19 protein-coding genes are annotated in these 18,418 nt (G+C 73.2%); 17 read left to right on the top strand and 2 right to left on the bottom strand.

Going from position 1 to position 18,418, the window contains the following annotated elements; all coding sequences use genetic code 11:
* Positions 1 to 118: 118 nt before the first annotated feature.
* The 9 genes from ACIQUC_RS04820 (at position 119) to scpB (ending at position 7,160) form a co-directional block, all read left to right on the top strand.
* Complete coding sequence (locus ACIQUC_RS04820) at positions 119 to 484, top strand: LysM peptidoglycan-binding domain-containing protein (RefSeq protein WP_402263908.1); 366 nt, start codon at positions 119 to 121, stop codon at positions 482 to 484.
* Between the two features lie 98 nt (positions 485 to 582).
* Positions 583 to 1,707: a histidinol-phosphate transaminase gene (locus tag ACIQUC_RS04815; protein WP_402263906.1), complete on the top strand. Its 1,125-nt coding sequence runs from the start codon at positions 583 to 585 to the stop codon at positions 1,705 to 1,707.
* Positions 1,704 to 2,306, top strand: a complete 603-nt coding sequence (gene hisB / locus ACIQUC_RS04810) for an imidazoleglycerol-phosphate dehydratase HisB (RefSeq protein WP_402263900.1) — start codon at positions 1,704 to 1,706, stop codon at positions 2,304 to 2,306. The genes ACIQUC_RS04815 and hisB overlap by 4 nt, the downstream gene beginning before the upstream one ends.
* Positions 2,303 to 2,944, top strand: coding sequence for an imidazole glycerol phosphate synthase subunit HisH (hisH, locus tag ACIQUC_RS04805; protein ID WP_402263898.1), 642 nt, complete (start codon positions 2,303 to 2,305; stop codon positions 2,942 to 2,944). Before hisB ends, hisH begins: the two co-directional genes overlap by 4 nt.
* A gap of 95 nt (positions 2,945 to 3,039) precedes the next feature.
* Entirely contained in the window at positions 3,040 to 3,786 is a 747-nt protein-coding gene (gene priA / locus ACIQUC_RS04800; RefSeq protein ID WP_402263895.1) for a bifunctional 1-(5-phosphoribosyl)-5-((5-phosphoribosylamino)methylideneamino)imidazole-4-carboxamide isomerase/phosphoribosylanthranilate isomerase PriA, read from the top strand.
* 4 nt (positions 3,787 to 3,790) lie between these two features.
* The gene (locus ACIQUC_RS04795; protein WP_402263893.1) at positions 3,791 to 4,627 is read left to right on the top strand and encodes an SseB family protein; all 837 of its coding nucleotides are present in this window, start codon (positions 3,791 to 3,793) and stop codon (positions 4,625 to 4,627) included.
* Between the two features lie 71 nt (positions 4,628 to 4,698).
* On the top strand, positions 4,699 to 5,577 hold the full coding sequence (locus ACIQUC_RS04790; protein ID WP_402263890.1) for a ParA family protein: 879 nt from the start codon (positions 4,699 to 4,701) through the stop codon (positions 5,575 to 5,577).
* Complete coding sequence (locus tag ACIQUC_RS04785) at positions 5,561 to 6,481, top strand: segregation and condensation protein A (RefSeq protein WP_402263887.1); 921 nt, start codon at positions 5,561 to 5,563, stop codon at positions 6,479 to 6,481. The genes ACIQUC_RS04790 and ACIQUC_RS04785 overlap by 17 nt, the downstream gene beginning before the upstream one ends.
* A complete protein-coding gene (gene scpB / locus ACIQUC_RS04780) occupies positions 6,471 to 7,160 on the top strand; it encodes an SMC-Scp complex subunit ScpB (RefSeq protein ID WP_402263885.1) in 690 nt (229 codons plus the stop codon). The genes ACIQUC_RS04785 and scpB overlap by 11 nt, the downstream gene beginning before the upstream one ends.
* 70 nt (positions 7,161 to 7,230) lie before the next feature.
* Here the strand turns inward: scpB and ACIQUC_RS04775 are convergent, their stop codons facing one another.
* On the bottom strand, positions 7,231 to 8,148 hold the full coding sequence (locus ACIQUC_RS04775) for a hypothetical protein (RefSeq protein WP_402265729.1): 918 nt from the start codon (positions 8,146 to 8,148) through the stop codon (positions 7,231 to 7,233).
* A 234-nt stretch (positions 8,149 to 8,382) separates the two neighbouring features.
* Between ACIQUC_RS04775 and ACIQUC_RS04770 the strand changes: the two genes are divergently transcribed.
* The 7 genes from ACIQUC_RS04770 to ACIQUC_RS04740 all read left to right on the top strand — a co-directional run bounded on the left by ACIQUC_RS04770 (position 8,383) and on the right by ACIQUC_RS04740 (position 16,406).
* Positions 8,383 to 9,165 carry a pseudouridine synthase gene (locus ACIQUC_RS04770; RefSeq protein ID WP_402265655.1) on the top strand — a complete coding sequence of 261 codons (783 nt, stop codon included), beginning with the start codon at positions 8,383 to 8,385 and terminating at the stop codon, positions 9,163 to 9,165.
* A 76-nt stretch (positions 9,166 to 9,241) separates the two neighbouring features.
* Positions 9,242 to 11,581, top strand: coding sequence for an Ig-like domain-containing protein (locus tag ACIQUC_RS04765; RefSeq protein ID WP_402263882.1), 2,340 nt, complete (start codon positions 9,242 to 9,244; stop codon positions 11,579 to 11,581).
* 80 nt (positions 11,582 to 11,661) lie between these two features.
* On the top strand, positions 11,662 to 12,786 hold the full coding sequence (locus ACIQUC_RS04760; RefSeq protein WP_402263879.1) for a prephenate dehydrogenase: 1,125 nt from the start codon (positions 11,662 to 11,664) through the stop codon (positions 12,784 to 12,786).
* Positions 12,787 to 12,971: 185 nt separating this feature from the next.
* Positions 12,972 to 13,637 carry a (d)CMP kinase gene (gene cmk / locus ACIQUC_RS04755; protein ID WP_402265652.1) on the top strand — a complete coding sequence of 222 codons (666 nt, stop codon included), beginning with the start codon at positions 12,972 to 12,974 and terminating at the stop codon, positions 13,635 to 13,637.
* A 68-nt stretch (positions 13,638 to 13,705) separates the two neighbouring features.
* Entirely contained in the window at positions 13,706 to 15,226 is a 1,521-nt protein-coding gene (gene der / locus ACIQUC_RS04750; protein ID WP_402263876.1) for a ribosome biogenesis GTPase Der, read from the top strand.
* An 8-nt stretch (positions 15,227 to 15,234) separates the two neighbouring features.
* Positions 15,235 to 15,825 (top strand): hypothetical protein, encoded by a 591-nt coding sequence (locus tag ACIQUC_RS04745; protein WP_402263874.1) that lies wholly within the window; start codon positions 15,235 to 15,237, stop codon positions 15,823 to 15,825.
* A gap of 59 nt (positions 15,826 to 15,884) precedes the next feature.
* Positions 15,885 to 16,406, top strand: coding sequence for a hypothetical protein (locus ACIQUC_RS04740; protein ID WP_402263871.1), 522 nt, complete (start codon positions 15,885 to 15,887; stop codon positions 16,404 to 16,406).
* A gap of 33 nt (positions 16,407 to 16,439) precedes the next feature.
* Here the strand turns inward: ACIQUC_RS04740 and ACIQUC_RS04735 are convergent, their stop codons facing one another.
* Positions 16,440 to 17,315 carry a helix-turn-helix domain-containing protein gene (locus ACIQUC_RS04735; RefSeq protein ID WP_402263868.1) on the bottom strand — a complete coding sequence of 292 codons (876 nt, stop codon included), beginning with the start codon at positions 17,313 to 17,315 and terminating at the stop codon, positions 16,440 to 16,442.
* Positions 17,316 to 17,418: 103 nt separating this feature from the next.
* Here ACIQUC_RS04735 and ACIQUC_RS04730 point away from each other — a divergent pair, with 103 nt between their 5' ends.
* On the top strand, positions 17,419 to 18,291 hold the full coding sequence (locus ACIQUC_RS04730; protein WP_402263865.1) for an oxidoreductase: 873 nt from the start codon (positions 17,419 to 17,421) through the stop codon (positions 18,289 to 18,291).
* The last annotated feature ends 127 nt before the right edge of the window (positions 18,292 to 18,418 follow it).

Raw genomic sequence — 18,418 nt, 5'->3', positions numbered from 1 at the left:
TCGAGCGTGTCGGCAGAAAACCCACCAGAAATCTCCGCACAGGACTTGTGCGGCTCGTCATTCGAAACTATGTTCGGTACAGGACTTCGGTTCACCCGAACGGGAAGGCAAGAACGACATGAGCACCATCGCCATCGCTGACATCCAGCGCACCGCGCCCGCCGTGCGTACGCGCCTGCGCCTCACGCGTCGCGGTCGGGTCGTCCTGACGACGCTCGCCGCGATCCCGATGCTGATCGGTGTGGCACTCGCCGTGCTGAACGGCGGGCAGGCGTCCGCCGGCAACACCGAGTCGCACGCCCACTTCGAGACCGTGACGATCCAGCCGGGCGAGACGCTCTGGCAGCTCGCCGAAGAGACCGCGCCGAACGCCGACCCGCGTGACTTCGTGCAGGACGTCGTGAGCCTCAACGCCCTCGACGGCTCCGGTCTGCAGGCCGGTCAGGAGATCGCGATCCCGGCGCAGTACACCGCCGCGCACTGACGCGACGCCGGCCGCCACGGAGCGCCGCAGAAGTGTCGCGACGGCCCACCGTCCGGACGGCCGGTCGTCCGACCGCCCATGCGGCCTACGATGGATCGGTGGCATTCACGCTCGAAGACCTCCCGATCCGAGACGACCTGCGCGGGCAGAGCCCGTACGGCGCACCGCAGAAGCACGTGCGCGTGCAGCTCAACGTCAACGAGAACACGCATCCGGTGCCGGCTGACGTCGCCGAGGACATCGTGTCGTCGATCCGGCAGGCGCTGACCACCGTGAACCGCTACCCGGACCGCGAGTTCTCCGAGCTGCGCCAGTCCCTCGCGGACTACCTGCAGCGAGACACCGCGCCGGGGCAGTCGCTCGGCCCGGAACAGATCTGGGCGGCCAACGGCTCGAACGAGGTCCTCCAACAGCTCCTGCAGGCGTTCGGCGGGCCGGGGCGCAGCGTGCTCGGGTTCCCTCCGACCTACTCGATGCACTCGATCCTGGCCTCGGGCACCGGCACGACGTGGATCCCCGCCCAGCGCGACGACGAGTTCCGGATCTCGCCCGAGACGGTCGTGGCGGCCATCCGCGAGCACCAGCCGGACATCGTGTTCCTCTGCGGGCCGAACAACCCGACCGGGACCCCGCTCCCGATCGAGACGATCGAGGCCGCGTACGCCGCGACCGACGGCGTCGTGATGGTGGACGAGGCCTACGCCGAGTTCATGCCGGCCGACGCTCCGAGCGCGCTGACGCTGCTGCCCGGCCGCGAGCGCCTCGTCGTGTCGCGCACCATGAGCAAGGCCTTCGCGTTCGCCGGGGCCCGTGTTGGCTACATGGCCGCCCACCCGGCCGTCATCGACGCGATCCGGCTCGTCCGGCTGCCGTACCACCTGTCCGCCCTGACGCAGGCGGCCGCGGTCGCAGCGCTCCGGCACGCGCCCGCGATGCTGGCGATGGTGGACGACATCACCCGGCAGCGCGACCGCATGGTGGCCGAGCTCGGCGCGATGGGGTACCGCACCTACGAGACCTGGTCGAACTTCGTCCTGTTCGGGGGCGTTGCAGACCCGCACGCCGCGTTCGAGGCGCTCCTCGAGCAGGACGTGATCGTCCGTGACCTCGGCATCCCGAACCACCTGCGCGTGAGCGCCGGCACCGAGGAGGAGACCACGGTGTTCCTCGACGCCATGCGCCGCGTCGCCGCCGATCAGCCGCCGGTTAGGGTTGCAGCATGACCGCGCGCACCGCCACGATCAGCCGGAGCACGAGCGAGTCGAGCATCGAGCTCGAACTCGACCTCGACGGCACCGGCACGTCCGACATCTCGACGAGCGTGCCGTTCTTCGACCACATGCTGACCGCGTTCAGCAAGCACTCGCTCATCGACCTCCGCGTGCGTTCGACGGGCGACACCCACATCGACGTGCACCACACCGTCGAGGACACCGGCATCGTGCTCGGCCAGGCGCTCAAGCAGGCCCTGGGCAACCGTGCCGGCATCGGCCGCTACGGCGACGCGCTGGTGCCGCTCGACGAAGCCCTCGCGCAGGCGGTCGTCGACGTGTCGGGCCGTCCGTTCCTCGTGCACTCCGGCGAGCCCGCCGGCTTCGAGTTCCACCGCATCGGCGGGCACTTCACCGGCTCGATGGTCCGCCACGTGTTCGAGGCCATCACGTTCAACGCCGGCATCACGGTGCACGTCCGCGTGCTCGCGGGCCGCGACCCGCACCACATCGCCGAAGCCGAGTTCAAGGCGTTCGCGCGGGCGATGCGCACCGCGGTGGAGCTCGACCCCCGCGTGGACGGCATCCCGTCCACCAAGGGCTCGCTGTGACGGCGGGCGCGAAGCCGAACGTCGTCGTCCTCGACTACGGGTCCGGCAACGTCCACTCGGCCGCCAAGGCGCTCGAGCGCGCCGGCGCCGACGTCACCCTGACCGCCGACAAGCAGAGTGCGCTCCGCGCCGACGGCCTGCTCGTCCCGGGCGTCGGGGCGTTCGGTGCCGTCGTGGAGCAGCTCGAGAGTGTGCAGGGCGGCGAGATCGTCGACCACCGCCTGGCCGGCGGACGTCCGGTCCTCGGCATCTGCGTCGGCATGCAGGTGCTGTTCTCCCGCGGCATCGAGCGCGGTGCCGACGTCGAGGGACTCGGCCAGTGGCCGGGCACCGTCGAGCAGATCCAGGCCGACGTCCTGCCCCACATGGGCTGGAACACCGTCGACGCGCCCGCCGACTCGGTACTGTTCGACGGCCTGCACGACGAGCGCTTCTACTTCGTGCACTCCTACGGCGTGACCGACTTCCCGCTCGAGGCGTACGGCCCGTTCCGGGCGCCCCGGCTGACCTGGGCCGAGCACGGGCAGCGGTTCGTCGCCGCCGTCGAGAACGGCCCGCTCACCGCCACCCAGTTCCACCCCGAGAAGTCCGGCGAGCCGGGCATCCGACTGCTCCGCAACTGGGTGCAGTCGCTCTGAACCCGGCCACGGGTCCGGCGGCGCGGTCCGTGACGGACCCGCACCGCTCCTCCCGACCAGCGCACCGCGCCCGCTCCCGCAACGAAGACAGGACCATGACCGAGCTCTCCTCCACCACGCCCCTCGTCCTGCTGCCCGCCGTGGACGTCGTCGACGGCCAGGCGGTGCGTCTCACGCAGGGCGAGGCCGGCAGCGAGACCTCCTACGGCGACCCGGTGACGGCGGCCCGGACGTGGCGCGACCAGGGCGCGGAGTGGATCCACCTCGTCGACCTCGACGCGGCGTTCGGCCGCGGCGACAACCGCAGGGTGATCGCGCACGCCGTCCGCGAGGTCGAGGGCGTGGCGGTCGAGCTGTCCGGCGGCATCCGCGACGACGCCTCGCTCGAGGCCGCCCTCGCGACCGGCGCGGCACGCGTGAACCTCGGCACCGCGGCGCTCGAGGACCCGGAGTGGGCGGCGCGCGTCATCCGGCAGTACGGCGAGCAGATCGCCGTCGGACTCGACGTGCGCGGGACGACCCTCGCCAGCCGCGGGTGGACCGAGGACGCCGGCGACCTGTGGGAGGTCCTGGACCGCCTCGAGGACGCCGGCTGCGCCCGCTACGTCGTCACCGACGTCACCAAGGACGGCACGCTGCAGGGGCCGAACGTCGACCTGCTCCGGGCCGTCTGCGACCGCACCGACCAGCCCGTGGTGGCGTCCGGTGGGATCTCGACGCTCGACGACCTGCGTGCCCTGCGCGCGCTCGTGCCGCACGGTCTCGAGGGCGCGATCATCGGCAAGGCGCTCTACTCGGGGGCGTTCACGCTCCCCGCCGCCCTCGACGTCGCGTCGGAGTAGCGGCGTGTCGGGCATCTCGAACGGTCGCGGGACCGGTCCCGAGGTCCCGGACGGCACCGGGCACCCGGACGACGCCCACACCCCCGGCGGCGCCGCCGACTCGGCCGGCACCGCGTGGGCCGGGCGTACGTTCGACCAGCACGACACGACCTTCGACGACGACGACGGACTCGCCGACCCGGCGGTCGTCGACGCGATCAGGGCGCTGCCCGACGGCGGCTCCCAGCGGGCGGTGGTCGACGCGCTCCGCACCGCGCGGCTGCTCATCCCGCTCATCGCCGAGGCCGGCGACGTCGGCCACACCGACACCGGCAAGCTCGTCGACAAGACGCAGGAGCTCTCGATCGTCACGGTCGCCGGCCCGGACGGCCGGAGCGTGATGCCCGCGTTCACCTCGGTCGAGGCGATGCGGACCTGGGACGCCGACGCCCGGCCGGTCCCCGCCGATTCGCGTCGGGTCGCGATGGCCGCCGCGAGCGAGGAGACCCAGCTCGTGGTCCTCGACCCGACGGCACCGACCGAGTTCGTGCTCCGCCGTCCCGCCGTGTGGGCGATCGGGCAGGACCTGCCGTGGACGCCCTGCTTCGAGGACCCGGAGGTCGCCCAGGCCTTCGCCGACTCCGTCGTGGGGGAGCGTGCCGTGGCGCGGGTCGAGCTCGGCCCGGGGGACCCGCTCGGACGCTTCGCCGGTGCGGAGCTGACGGTGGGCCTGGCGCTGCACCCGGGTCTCGACCAGTCCCAGGTGCAGGAGCTCGTCGGACGCCTGCAGCAGCGCTGGACGGCGGACGCCGTCATCGCGGACCGCGTGGACAGCATGCGGGTGGCGCTGCGCCCAGCGTGAGTCGCGCCTCCTGGCCCCGTCCTGCGGCGGTGCGGCCAGGCCCGGCGGCCGGTCGCCGGTACGATGACGGGGTGAGCACGAACCCGACGACCAGCCCCGGAACCGGCGAGACCACCTACGGTCCGACCGGACGGCCCGTCCGGCAGTTCGCGGTGCCCGAGGAGCTCGACGGCCACGGTCCCGCTCGCATCATCGCGCTGTGCAACCAGAAGGGCGGCGTCGGCAAGACGACGACGTCGATCAACCTCGGTGCGGCGCTGGCCGAGTACGGCCGCAAGGTCCTCGCGGTGGACTTCGACCCGCAGGGCGCGCTGTCGGCGGGTCTCGGCGTGCGGACCCACGACATCCCCACCGTCTACGACCTGCTGATGGGGTCGATCAAGGACCCGAACCAGGTCATCCAGCCGACGAACACGCCCTACCTCGACGTGATCCCCGCGAACATCGACCTGTCCGCGGCCGAGGTCCACCTGGTGAACGAGGTCGCCCGCGAGCAGATCCTCGCGAGCGTGCTGCGCAAGGTCCAGAACGACTACGACGTGATCCTCGTCGACTGCCAGCCGTCGCTCGGTCTGCTCACCGTCAACGCCCTCACCGCGGCGCACGGCGTCCTCATCCCGCTCGAGTGCGAGTTCTTCGCGCTGCGTGGTGTGGCGCTGCTCATCGAGACGATCGACAAGGTGCGCGACCGCTTGAACCCGGCGCTGCAGCTCGACGGCATCCTCGCCACGATGTACGACTCGCGCACCCTGCACTCGCGCGAGGTCATGGAGCGCGTCGTCGACACCTTCGACGACCGCGTGCTCGACACCGTCATCGGTCGCACCGTGAAGTTCCCCGACGCCACCGTCTCGGCGCGGCCGATCACGCAGACCGCGCCGGACCACCAGGCCGCGCACGCGTACCGCCAGCTCGCCAGGGAGCTCGTCGAGCGTGGCGCCGTCGCCTGACGCCGACCCTGCCGAGGCGTCGGTGCGGCCGGACCGCGTCGCAGCCCCTGTCGAGTCGTCGGCGCGGCCGGACCGCGTCGCCGACACCCAGTCCGCTCCGGCCGGCACGCAGACCGCGCCCGGCTTCCGGGTCCGACTCGCCGGGTTCGACGGCCCGTTCGACCTGCTCCTCTCGCTCATCACGAAGCACGAACTCGACATCACCGAGGTGTCGCTCGGCGCGGTGACGGGGGAGTTCATCGCGTACGTGCGACAGGCCGAGTCCCAGGACGAACTCGACGAGGCGAGCGAGTTCCTCGTCGTCGCCGCGACCCTGCTCGACCTGAAGATCGCGGGGCTGCTGCCGCAGGGCGAGCTCGTCGACGCCGAGGACGTGGCCCTGCTCGAGGCCCGCGACCTGCTCTTCGCCCGACTGCTGCAGTACCGGGCGTTCAAGCAGGCCGCCGACTGGTTCGGGTCGCGGTGGCTGACCGAGTCCCGACGCCACGTCCGGAGCGTCCGGCTCGAGGAACGGTTCCGCGCCCGGACGCCCGAGCTCGTCTGGACCCTGTCGGTGCAGGACTTCGCCGCACTCGCCACCCTGGCGTTCGCGCCGCGCGAGCTCCCGACGGTCGGGCTCGACCACCTGCACGCCCCGCTCGTCAGCATCCGGGAGCAGGCCGCGATCGTCGTCTCGATCCTCCGCACGCGTGCCGACGAGGACGTCTCGTTCCGCGAACTGGTCGCCGGTGTCTCGGAGACGGGTATCGTGGTGGCTCGCTTCCTCGCGATCCTGGAGCTGTACCGGAACGCGTCCATCTCGTTCGAACAGTTCGAACCGCTCGGGGAGCTGACGCTGCGCTGGACCGCCGACGACTGGTCCGACGAGAGCCTCGCCGACCTGGGAGCCGACTATGACGGATGACGTGCACGACGGCTCCAGTGCCGAACCCGGCGGCGCCGACGAGATGGCCGACGCCCGCGCGATCGAGCGCGAGATCCACGAGGCGCACGAGCGTGCCGCCCGGCCGGAGATCCCCGTCGACCGACAGCTCGAGGCGATCCTCATGATCGCCGACGAACCCCAGTCGCTCGTGTCCCTCGGCGCCGCCGTCGGTGCGCCCGTCCCCGCCGTCCGACAGGCCATCGAGCGCCTCGTGGCGGACTTCGACGGCGTCGACGGCACGGTCCGTCGCGGGTTCGAACTCCGCGAGGTCGGCGGCGGCTGGCGCTTCTACGTCCGGCAGGACCTCGACGACGTCGTCGAGCAGTTCGTCGAGGCCGAGCGCCCCTCCCGCCTGTCGCAGGCCGCGCTCGAGACCCTCGCGGTCGTCGCGTACAAGCAGCCGATCACCCGGTCGCAGATCGCCTCGATCCGCGCCGTCAACGTCGACGGCGTCGTCCGCACGCTCGTCGCGCGCGGCCTCATCGAGGAGTCGTTCACCGACGCCGAGACCGGCGCCATCAACTACGTCACGTCCGACCTGCTGCTGCAGCAGCTCGGCATCAACTCGCTCGACGAGCTGCCGCTCATCTCGCCCCTCCTGGACGACGGTGCCGACGGCTTCGAGCAGAACGAAGGGATCCCCGATGGCCGCGTATGAGGAAGAACGACGAGGCGGCCCACGGGGCGGCGCGGGTGGCCGCGCCGGTTCGGGTCGGCCTGGAGGCGCGTCACGCGACCGCACCGCCGGCTCCGGCCGTGCCGGTGGCCGGTCCGAGGGCGCGGGTCGCGACGAGCGCGGTGGGTACCGCGGGCGCGACGAGCGCCCGGCCTCCGGCCGACGGGACGACGACCGTGGCGGCTCCCGCGGGCGTGACGACCGGGGTGCCGGCGGCGGGTACCGGGGTCGTGACGAGCGTCCGGCGTCCGGTGGGGGCTACCGGGGTCGTGACGAGCGTCCGGCGTCCGGCGGTGGGTACCGGGGCCGCGATGACCGTCCGGCGTCCGGTGGGGGCTACCGGGGTCGTGACGAGCGTCCGGCGTCCGGTGGGTACCGGGGCCGCGACGACCGTGCAGGATCGGGCCGCCGCGACGACGACCGTGGTGGGTACCGCGGCCGGGACGACCGTCGTGATGCTCCGCGCCGCGACGACCGCGGAGCCGAACGCGGTCGGTTCGTCGGCCGCGAGGACGACCGCCGCGGCGGTGACCGCGGGGGCTTCGTCCGCCGTGACGACGACCGTGGTGGGTACCGGGGCCGTGACGACCGTCGTGATGCGCCGCGCCGTGACGACGACCGTGGTGGGTACCGCGGCCGTGACGACCGTGCGGGCTCCGGCCGGACGGGCGACGACCGCGGTGGGTACCGCGGCCGTGACGATCGTCGCGATGCTCCGCGCCGGGACGACAGTCGCGGTGGCTACCGCGGCCGTGACGATCGTCGTGATGCCCCGCGCCGCGACGACAGTCGCGGTGGGTACCGCGGCCGTGACGACCGTGCGGGTTCCGGCCGGACGGGCGACGACCGCGGTGGGTACCGCGGCCGTGACGACCGTCGCGATGCTCCGCGCCGCGACGACGACCGCCGCCGCGACCCCGCCCGTGAGGACCGTCGGGCACCCGACGGCCGCCCGAGCACCGTCTGGCACAACGGCCGCCGGTACGTCGGCGGCACCACGACGGCGCGCAACGGCGACCGTCCCCGGGGCGGCGGGCCGCGTGGCACCGACCGGCGCACCACACCGCGCCCCGAGGGCACGCGCGACCAGCAGGGCCAGCCGCTCGAGGGCACGCCCGAGCGCCCGATCATCCCGGACTGGGACGCGGCGGACGCGACGGCGGGTGGCGGGGCCGCACCGTCCCTCCAGGCAGAGGGTGAGCGCCTGCAGAAGGTGATCGCCGCTGCGGGCGTGGCGTCCCGACGCGTCGCGGAGAACCTGATCGTCGAGGGCCGCGTGACCGTGAACGGCGAGGTCGTCGACGCGCTCGGCCGCCGCGTCGACCCGGAGACCGACGAGATCGCGGTGGACGGCGTCCCCGTGCAGATCGACACGTCGCGCCGCTACGTCGTCCTCAACAAGCCGACCGGCATCGTGTCGAGCCTGCAGGACGAGCGCGGTCGACGCGACCTCTCGGAGTTCGTGGACCGCTACGAGGAACGGCTCTTCAACGTCGGGCGACTCGACACCGAGACGTCCGGGCTGCTCGTCCTGACGAACGACGGCGACCTCGCGCACGTGCTCGCGCACCCCTCGTTCGGCGTGATGAAGACCTACATCGCGAAGGTCCGGGGCAACGTGAACCCGGGGACCGTGCAGCGTCTGCTCGACGGGGTCGACCTCGAGGACGGGCCCATCGCGGCCGACAAGGTGCGGCTGCTGGAGTCCTCCCGCGGGGAGTCGCTCGTCGAGATCACGCTGCACTCCGGTCGGAACCGGATCGTGCGCCGCATGCTCGACGAGGTCGACCACCCGGTGCTCGAGCTCGTCCGGCGCTCGTTCGGACCGCTGCACCTCGGATCGCTGCCCATCGGCAAGACCCGGGAGCTGTCGACGGTCGAGCTCGGGAAGCTCCTCCGCATCGCTCGCGACGCCAAGGGCGTGCCGGCCGACGGCGTGCCGGCCGACGGCGTGCCGGCCGACGGCGCGGAGGACTCCACCGACTAGGAGCACATCACAGTCGGAAGTATTTCATATTCACAATCTAGAGTCGTGCCGCCTCGTCCGACTCCAGAAAGTGCACATGAACACGCTCACCCGACGATCCGTCGCGGCAGCGGGAGCCTTCGCGCTCGCCGCTGCTGCGACGGGGATCGCCTTCACGTCCTCGCCGGCCGCTGCCGCGCAGACGGACGTCCCCCGCCAGCCCCTGCCGACCGAGTTCACGCTCGCCGTCCCGAGTGACGACGGCACCACCCTCGCCTGGACCGGCGCGCCCGACCGCTCCGAGCTGCGGGCGTACGCCAGTCCCGCCGCCGCAGCCGACGCGGGACTCACGCCGTTCTCCCTCATCCCGGACGCCAACGGCTTCGCCAAGATCGTCGCGGGTGGTGCGTCGTTCGGGTACTGCCTATACCTCGGCCAGACCACCGCCGGCACGGTCGGCGCCAGCCTCAGCAAGGACCGCTGCGGTGTCGCCGCGTCGAACTGGACGGTCACCGACGGCCGGATCACCTCGCCGTACGGGTACGCCCTCGGCAACGAGACCGCCCGTGTCGACGGCACGGCCGGACTCGCCGCGACCGCCTCGGCCACCGGCGCGGACTTCGGCATCGAGACCGGCTTCGCGGACGCCGTCCCGCCGACGACGTTCGACGTGACGTCCCCGACGACCAACGACCCGAACGACCGTGCGGTCCTCCGGGGCCGGACCGCGCCGTCGAGCACCGTCCTCGTCACCGACCGCAGGGGCGCCAGCCTGGTCCGGGGCACCGTGTTCACCGACGCCACGGGTGCGTGGGAAGCGCACATCGACTCCCCGCCCCGGGGCGTCACCGAGCTCGACGTCCTCGTGACGGTGTCCACCGGGCAGACCGTCCGCGAGCGGAGCTGGGGGACCGTGTCCTACGGCGCCGGCATCAGCGCCGCGTCGGACACCACACCGATCGGGGTCGACGGGACCACCTCCATCACGGGGACGGGCGACCCCGGTGCCGCGGTCCGGGTCGTGACGGGTGGCCGGGCCGACCCGGTCGTGGTCGGGCGCGACGGGACGTGGACGATCGACGTCACGGTGGACCGGACGAAGCGGGCAGCGACGTCGTCGGTCGTCCTCGAGATGGCCGGCGTCGGCGGACAGCGCACCGTCGTGCCCGTCGCCGTCCGGGCCGCATCGCTCGACGCCGACGTCGTGTTCCCGGCCGACGCGGCCGAGTCCGCCTACGTCGAGGGCGACGCCGAGCCCGGATCGACGATCGAGGTCCGCGCGACGGACGGTGCGGCCGTCGGGACGGCGACGACCGACGCCCGCGGTCACTTCGAGGTCGAGGTCGGCGCGCCGGACGCCAGCGGGCGGAAGGACCTCCGGGTCGTCGAGCGTTCGGACGGCGAGGTCTTCGCGCAGGACGACGTGACGGCGGACTACGGCGCGCCCGTGCGGATCCTCTCGCCGTCGACGGGTGGGAACCTCACGCCGGGGTCCGAGGTCGTCGGCACCGGGGAGCCCGGTGCCGAGGTCGCGCTCGAGCTCGGCGGGAAGACCGTGCACACCATCGTGGACGCGGACGGCGAGTGGAGCGCACGGTTCGGCGACGCCGGCGACCGTCCCTTCGCGCTGACGATCCCGGACGCCCTGCGCTTCACCGAACGCAGCAAGCCGGCGATCACCGGTACCGGCACCCCCGGTGCCGTCGTTCGTTTCCAGCCCACCGCCGGCGACGACACCGGACACACGGACACCACCGTGCGCCCCGACGGCACCTGGCGCATCGCGGGTGCCGACCTGCGGCTGACCGTCGGGCAGCGCTACGACGCGGCGGTCGTGCAGCGACCCGGTTCCGCCGACGAGCGCACCGAACGCGTCCGGCTCGAGAGCGACCTGCGCCCGATCACCGTGACCTCGCCGGAAGCCGGGGCGACGATCTCGCCCGACCACGGGTACGTCACGTTCAGCGGGACCGCCTCGCCCGGCGACCAGCTCGCCGTGCGCGTTCCCGGCGGCGACCGCGTCGCCAGCACGGTCGTCCGGGCCGACGGCACGTGGACCATCCCGGACGTGCTGTTCCCGCAGGGGCAGCACACCGCGCGGATCGTCGGACTGTACGGAGACGTCGACGTGTCCTTCACCGTGGCGTCCGACACCGGCTCCCAGCTCCGCATCACCTCGCCGACCGAGGGCAGCACCGTCGACGCCGACCCCGACTTCACGAACCCGGGCGTGCGGTTCAGTGGGACGGCGGCGCCCGGCGCGTACGGCGGCATCGTGGACCTCCGGGACGGCGCGGTGCGCGGGTTCCAGGTGGACGCGTACGGGGCGTGGCAGCAGACCCTGCCGCTCCGCGAGGGCGCGAGCCACGTGCGCGTCACCGACACGGTGAACGCGCCCGTCGAGCTGCGCTTCACCACGCGCTGGCCGGTCGGCTGACCGATCCGCGCCCCTCGACGGCTGCGCCCCGCACGGAACCCGTGCGGGGCGCTGCCGTCGGCGATCGGTAGGCTTGCCCGGTGACCGACGCCACCACCCAGCACGACGCACCGGAGATCGACCGGCGTCTGCGGGGACCCGTGCGGATCGTCGGCGCCGGGCTCCTCGGGGCCTCGATCGGGCTCGCCCTGCGGGAGAAGGGCGTCGAGGTCGTCCTCGACGACGTCTCGCCCGCAGCCCTCGCGCTCGCCGTGGACTACGGTGCCGGGCGACGCCCCGCCGCCGGCGACGCCCCGGAACTCGTCGTGGTGGCCGTGCCGCCGGACGTCGTCGCGACCGTGGTCGAGCGTGAGCTCCGCGCCTTCCCGGACGCCGTGGTGACCGACGTCGCGAGCGTGAAGTCGGGGCCGCTGACGAGCCTGCGGGCCGCCGGCGCCGACGTCAGCCGCTACATCGGCTCGCACCCGATGGCCGGACGCGAGCGCAGCGGGCCGACTGCCGCCCGCGCCGACCTGTTCCTCGGGCAGCCGTGGGTGATCGCCGGGCACGACGACATCACCTACCGGCGCGCCGCCGTGGTGGAGGACCTGGCGCTCGACCTCGGCGCGACCGTCGTCCCGATGGAACCCGAGTCGCACGACCTCGCGGTCGCCTACGTCTCGCACGCCCCGCAGCTCGTGTCGACGCTGATGGCCTCGCGGCTGCGCGACGCCCCGGACGGCTCGCTCGGGCTCGCCGGTGGCGGGGTCCGTGACGTCACCCGCATCGCCGCGAGCGACCCGGGGCTGTGGGTGCAGATCATCGGCGCGAACGCCGAGCGGATCCGCCCGGTGCTCGCCGACCTCCGCGACGACCTCGACCGGGTGCTCGCGGCCCTCGACGACCCGGCGGCCCCCGGCTCGCCGCGCGCCCTCGCCGAGACCATCGCCGCCGGCAACCGCGGTGTCGAACGGCTGCCGGGCAAGCACGGCACCACCAAGCGCTTCGCCCAGGTCGTCGTCCTCGTCGACGACACCCCCGGGCAGATCGCCGCGCTCCTCACGTTCATCGGGGAGATCGGCATCAACCTCGAGGACATGCGCCTCGAGCACTCACCGGGCGCGCAGATCGGCATCGTCGAGGTGTCGGTCCTGCCCGAGCAGGAACAGCGACTCGTCGACGAACTCGAGGGTCGCGGATGGAGGATCGCAGCAGCATGGGCGTGAACAACGACGACTCCGGCGTGACCGGTGGACCCGACGGACCCGACACCGGGCTCCCCACGCCCGGCGACCAGCCCGGGCCGATCGGCGGCGCCGGTGGGGCCGGCGGCGGGCTCGACGGGCAGGGCGGCGGCGAACCCGGTTCGACGCGCGACCCGCTCCCGGCCGGGCTGCCCGACGGTGCGTTCGTGGCCAAGTTCGTGATCGCGGTGGACGGTCCCGCCGGCAGCGGCAAGTCCAGCGTGTCCCGTGCGGCGGCGCGGGCGCTCGGCTTCGGCTACCAGGACACCGGTGCCGCGTACCGCGCGCTCGCCTGGCACGCGCTGGCCGAGCAGGTCGACCTCGACGACGCGTCCGCGGTCCTCGGCAGCTGGGACTCGTTCGACTACGAGATCGGGACGGACCCGGACGACTACTTCGTCCGGGTGAACGGCACCGACGTGACCGACGCGATCCGCACCCCCGAGGTCACGGGCGCGGTGGCCCACATCGCGAAGCTGCCCGAGGTCCGCCAGCGGCTCGTGCAGCTCTTCCGGAACGTGATGCGGAAGGCCGAGGGGCGGGGCATCATCACCGAGGGTCGGGACATCACCACGGTCGTCGCCCCCGACGCCGAGGTCCGGATCCTGCTGACCGCCGACGAGTCCGTTAGAATGGCCCGGCGTTCGGCTGAGGTCACGACCCAGTCGGCCGCCGAGACCTCCGCCGCACTCGCTCGTCGCGACGCGGCGGACGCGAAGGTCGTCGACTTCATGAACGCCGCCGACGGCGTCACGACGCTCGACTCCACCGACCTCGACTTCGACCAGACCGTGCAAGCGGTCGTCGACCTGGCCCGCGCGGCCGGGCACTGACCACCAGGGCCTCGCGCGGCCACGCACTGACAACACGCGGCCGAAGGGTCGCCGGCAAGGACACCCACATGGCGCAGCTGGACACCCCCGAACACGACGACTTCCCCGAGTACGACGACGCCCTCGGCGAGCGGCTCGCCGGACTCGACGACGCCGAGGCCGAGCAGCGGGCGAACGCGCTCCGCGCCGGGCTCGAGGACTACGAGCTCGACGAGGAGGACGTCGCCCTCCTCGACGCCGGGCAGCTCGGCGAGGACGGCATCACGTACCTGCCGGCCTACCCGGTGCTCGCGATCGTCGGCCGCCCGAACGTCGGCAAGTCGCAGCTCGTGAACCGCATCCTCGGCCGTCGCGAGGCCGTCGTGCAGGACACCCCCGGTGTCACGCGCGACCGCGTCTCGTACAAGGCGGAGTGGAACGACAAGCGGTTCACGCTCGTCGACACCGGTGGGTGGGAGCCCGACGCCAAGGGCATCAACGCCTCGGTCGCGGCGCAGGCCGAGGTCGCGATCGACCTCGCCGACGCCGTCCTCTTCGTCGTGGACGTCACGGTCGGGATCACCGCCACCGACGAGCACGTCGTGAAGATGCTGCGCGGGACGGACCGCCCGGTGATCGTCGTCGCGAACAAGTCGGACGACGACCGCCGCGACCTCGACGCGTACGAGCTCTGGAACCTCGGCCTGGGGGAGCCGCACCCGGTGTCGGCCCTGCACGGCCGGGGCGTCGCGGACCTCCTCGACCTCATCATCGCGACGCTCCCCGACACGTCGGCCGTCGCCAAGCAGGAGGTCGGCGGGCCCCGCCGCGTCGCGATCCTCGGCCGCCCGAACGTCGGCAAGAGCTCGCTCCTCAACAAGGCTGCCGGCGAGGAGCGCGTCGTCGTCAACGAGCTCTCGGGGACGACCCGCGACCCGGTGGACGAGCAGATCGAGCTCGGCGGGCGCGTCTGGCGCTTCGTCGACACCGCCGGCATCCGCAAGCGTGTCCACCTGCAGCAGGGCGCGGACTTCTACGCCTCGCTCCGCACCACCGCAGCGCTCGAGAAGGCCGAGGTCGCCGTCGTCGTCCTCGACGTCACCGAGCCGATCTCCGTGCAGGACCTGCGCATCATCGACCTCGTCCTCGAGTCCGGCCGCGCGCTGGTGCTGGCCTACAACAAGTGGGACCTGCTCGACGACGACCGACGCCGCTACCTCGAGCGCGAGATCGAACAGGACCTCGCGCACGTGTCGTGGGCGCCGCGGGTGAACATCTCCGCACGCACCGGACGCCACCTCGAGAAGCTCGTCCCCGCGCTGGAGACCGCCCTCGAGTCGTGGGACACCCGCATCCCGACTGGCAAGGTCAACGCCTTCATCGCCGAACTCGTGCAGGAGCACCCGCACCCGGTCCGTGGTGGCAAGCAGCCGCGCATCCTGTTCGGCACGCAGGCCTCGAGCCAGCCGCCGACGTTCGTGCTCTTCACCACGGGCTTCCTCGACCCGCAGTACCGACGGTTCATCACGCGTCGTCTGCGCGAGGTCTGGGGCTTCTCCGGGACGCCGATCAACGTCAACATGCGGGTCCGCGAGCGCCGCAAGCGCTGAGGCGTGCGATGGCGAGCGGACGGCGGGTGCTCCTCACCGGGGGCGTCGCCGTGCTGCTCGTCGTCGGAGCCGTCACGGCCGTGGTCGTGCAGCGCGGCGACGGCGGTGCACGGTCGGTCGACGGCACGTCCACCCCGGTGCCCGGCTCGGTGGACGCCGCCGGGTCGGAGCGACCGCTCACGCCGTCCAACGCCCTCGGTGCACCCGTCGTGGCACCCGAACCGTCGGCCCGGCAGGCGGACGGCCCCGGCGACCCGTCGACCACGGCCTGGTGGCGCCGCGTCCCGCCCGTCGCCGGCACACTGACGGCGTCGGACGGTCGGTCGATCGGCACCGTGACGATCCTCGGGACCGACGGGGACACCCTGACGATCACGGTCGCCGGCGACCCCGCGCTCCCCGCCGGGGCGACGCGAGCCGTCCTCACGTCCCCCGACGGCCGCGAGGAGGACCTCGGTGCGGTCACCCCGGACATGCGCGGCGTCGCGTTCGTGCTGGGGGCGACCTCGGCCGAGCGGCTCCCCGACCCCGTCCACGCGCTCGAACTCCGCGGTCCGGGCGGTCGGGTCGTCGCGTCGGCGGTGCTCCTGCCGGTCTGACCCACCCGCAGGCCGGGCGCGGTGCACGACCGGCCCGCCGGATGCGGCACCATTGTCTGGTGAGCCTCCGCAGCAACGACCTCGGCGCCGTCGCCGACCGACTGTGGTGCCGGCTGCGGCTGGACCGCCTCGCGGGCGGACGGCAGGCCGGCTACGTCATCCGCGAGGACATGCTCGAACACCCCGACACCGTGCGGTCGTTCCGGTGGATCCGCTGGCTGCTCGTCGCGGAGACCATCGTCGGCCTCACCGCGATCGTCGTCGCCGTGGTGCTGACCCGCGCTGGCGAGACCGTGCCGTGGGCGGTGTGGTTCCGGGCGACGGTCGTGCTGCTCATCACGCTGACGCTCTACGTCTTCGCGTGGCGTGCGCAGCTCGGGTACTACTGGGCGTACCAGCGGCTCCGGTTGTTCAGCCGGATCTTCCCGATCGTGACGCTCGTCGTCGCGGCGATCCCGGGCCTCTACCCGTTCTGGATGGTGATCGAGCAGATCGTGTTCTCGCTGCTGATGATCGGGATCGGCGACGTGCTCACCTCGGACCACATGCGGACGACCTTCCCGAAGCCCGCTCAGCGGTAGCCCGCCCCGCCGTCAGCCGGCGGTGCCCCGCCGTCAGTCGGCGGTGGTCCCGGCCGGTCGGTCCGCGACCCGGTCCGCGACCCGGTCCGCCACCCGCGACGCCGCGAGCGAGGCGAGCACGGCCAGCCGCTCCGCCGACGCCGAGCCTGGCTCCGCGTGGTGCACGACGAGCAGCTGCCCGTCCGTGCCGCCGACGCCGAGCTTCTCCCGCCGCAGCTCGAGGTCGCCCACCTCCGGGTGCCACATCCGGACCGCCGCGCCCGCGAGCGGCCGGACGTCGTGCCGCGCCCACAGCCGCCGGAAGTCCTCGCTGCCGAGGGACAGCTCGCCCACGAGCGCTGTGACGGCCGGGTCCTGCACGTCGGTGCCGATCGACGCCCGGAACGCGGCGACCATCCCGGCCATCTGGTCCTGCCAGTCCGGGTAGCGGGCGCTCTCGGCGTCGTCGAGGAACATCGTCCGGAGGCGGTTCTCGCCTGCGCGGAGACCGGGCGCGAGCTCGGTGGCGAGGGCGTTCGCGGCGAGGACGTCGAACGACCGGTCCTCGACGAACGCGGGCAGCCCGATCACGTCGACGAGCTGCAGCGTGCCCGACGGCACCCGCTCGGTCCGCGGTGTCCGCCGACGCGGCGCGGGGGAGGCGCCGGCGAGCCCGTGCAGGTAGTCGCGGGCCACCTGGTCCAGGCCGAACACCCGTGCGACCGCGTCGAGGACCTGCACGGAGGGGTTGCGGTCCCGACCCTGCTCGAGCCGCAGGTAGTAGTCGGCGCTGATGCCCGCGAGGGTCGCGACCTCCTCGCGGCGGAGACCCGGGGTCCGGCGCACCCCGGTCACCCGGATGCCGGCGTCCTCCGGCCGCACCAGCGCCCGCCGAGCGCGGAGGTACTCGCCGAGCGTGTTGTCGTCCACGGGCCCGATGCTACGACGGCGGCCGTCACCGATCCTGGTCCCCGCACTCCCAGGGTCCACGGGGACCTGCCGTGGGGACGCCGGCCGGCGCATCGTGGTGGACATGACGAACACGAACCTCCCCGGCGGCACCTACCGCCTCGCCGACGACCTCGAGCTCACCCGCGTCGGGTACGGCGCCATGCAGCTCGCCGGACCCGGGGTCTTCGGCCCGCCGATCGACCGCGACGAGGCGATCCGGGTGCTCCGCACGGTCGTCGAGCTCGGCATCACGCACATCGACACGTCCGACTTCTACGGTCCGCACGTCACGAACGAGATCATCCGCGAGGCGCTCCACCCCTACCCCGAGGGGCTCCACCTCGTGACGAAGGTCGGCGCCCGACGTGACGACCAGGGTGGGTGGCCGCACGCCCGCGAGCCCCACGAACTCGTCGAGCAGGTGCACGACAACCTCCGCACCCTCGGCCTCGAGCAGCTCGACGTGGTGAACCTCCGGATGGGCGGCTTCGACGCGCCCGAGCCGGGCAGCATCGCACCGCAGTTCGAGGCGCTCGCCGAGCTGCAGCAGCAGGGGCTCATCCGGCACCTCGGGCTCTCCACGGTGGACGCGGAGCAGCTCGCCGAGGCGCAGACGATCGCGCCCGTGGTCTGCGTCCAGAACATGTACAACGTGGCCCGCCGCGAGGACGACGCGCTCGTGGACGCCACCGCCGCACAGGGCATCGCCTACGTGCCGTACTTCCCGCTCGGCGGCTTCTCGCCGATCCAGTCCGGGGCGCTCGACGCCGTCGCCGACCGACTCGGGGTCACCCGCCTCACCGTCGCGCTGTCCTGGCTGCTGCAGCGCTCGCCGAACATGCTCCTCATCCCCGGGACCTCGTCGGTCGCGCACCTGCGCGACAACGTCGCGTCGGCGGGCTTCGCCCTGCCGGCGGACGCGGTGGCGGAGCTGGACGGCATCGGCGCGGCCTGACGACGCGAGGGCGTGCGGGCCAGGAGGCGCGGGGCGGGCCCCCCCCCCCCCCCCCCGCCCCCCCCGGGGGCCGGCCCCCCCCCCCCCCCCCACGCCCCCCCCCCCCCCCCCCCGCCGGGCCCCCAAA

Origin of the sequence: Curtobacterium sp. NPDC098951 (assembly GCF_044759965.1) — a bacterium.
Taxonomy (GTDB): domain Bacteria; phylum Actinomycetota; class Actinomycetes; order Actinomycetales; family Microbacteriaceae; genus Curtobacterium.
This window is presented reverse-complemented; position numbering and strand designations above follow the sequence as displayed.

What these genes read in the sequence shown, in the direction of transcription:
- scpB (WP_402263885.1), top strand. Translation starts at nt 6,471, where the DNA reads ATGACGGATGACGTGCACGACGGCTCCAGTGCCGAACCCGGCGGCGCC.
- der (WP_402263876.1), top strand. Translation starts at nt 13,706, where the DNA reads ATGGCGCAGCTGGACACCCCCGAACACGACGACTTCCCCGAGTACGAC.
- ACIQUC_RS04730 (WP_402263865.1), top strand. Translation starts at nt 17,419, where the DNA reads ATGACGAACACGAACCTCCCCGGCGGCACCTACCGCCTCGCCGACGAC.
- ACIQUC_RS04820 (WP_402263908.1), top strand. Translation starts at nt 119, where the DNA reads ATGAGCACCATCGCCATCGCTGACATCCAGCGCACCGCGCCCGCCGTG.
- priA (WP_402263895.1), top strand. Translation starts at nt 3,040, where the DNA reads ATGACCGAGCTCTCCTCCACCACGCCCCTCGTCCTGCTGCCCGCCGTG.
- ACIQUC_RS04765 (WP_402263882.1), top strand. Translation starts at nt 9,242, where the DNA reads ATGAACACGCTCACCCGACGATCCGTCGCGGCAGCGGGAGCCTTCGCG.
- hisB (WP_402263900.1), top strand. Translation starts at nt 1,704, where the DNA reads ATGACCGCGCGCACCGCCACGATCAGCCGGAGCACGAGCGAGTCGAGC.
- ACIQUC_RS04745 (WP_402263874.1), top strand. Translation starts at nt 15,235, where the DNA reads ATGGCGAGCGGACGGCGGGTGCTCCTCACCGGGGGCGTCGCCGTGCTG.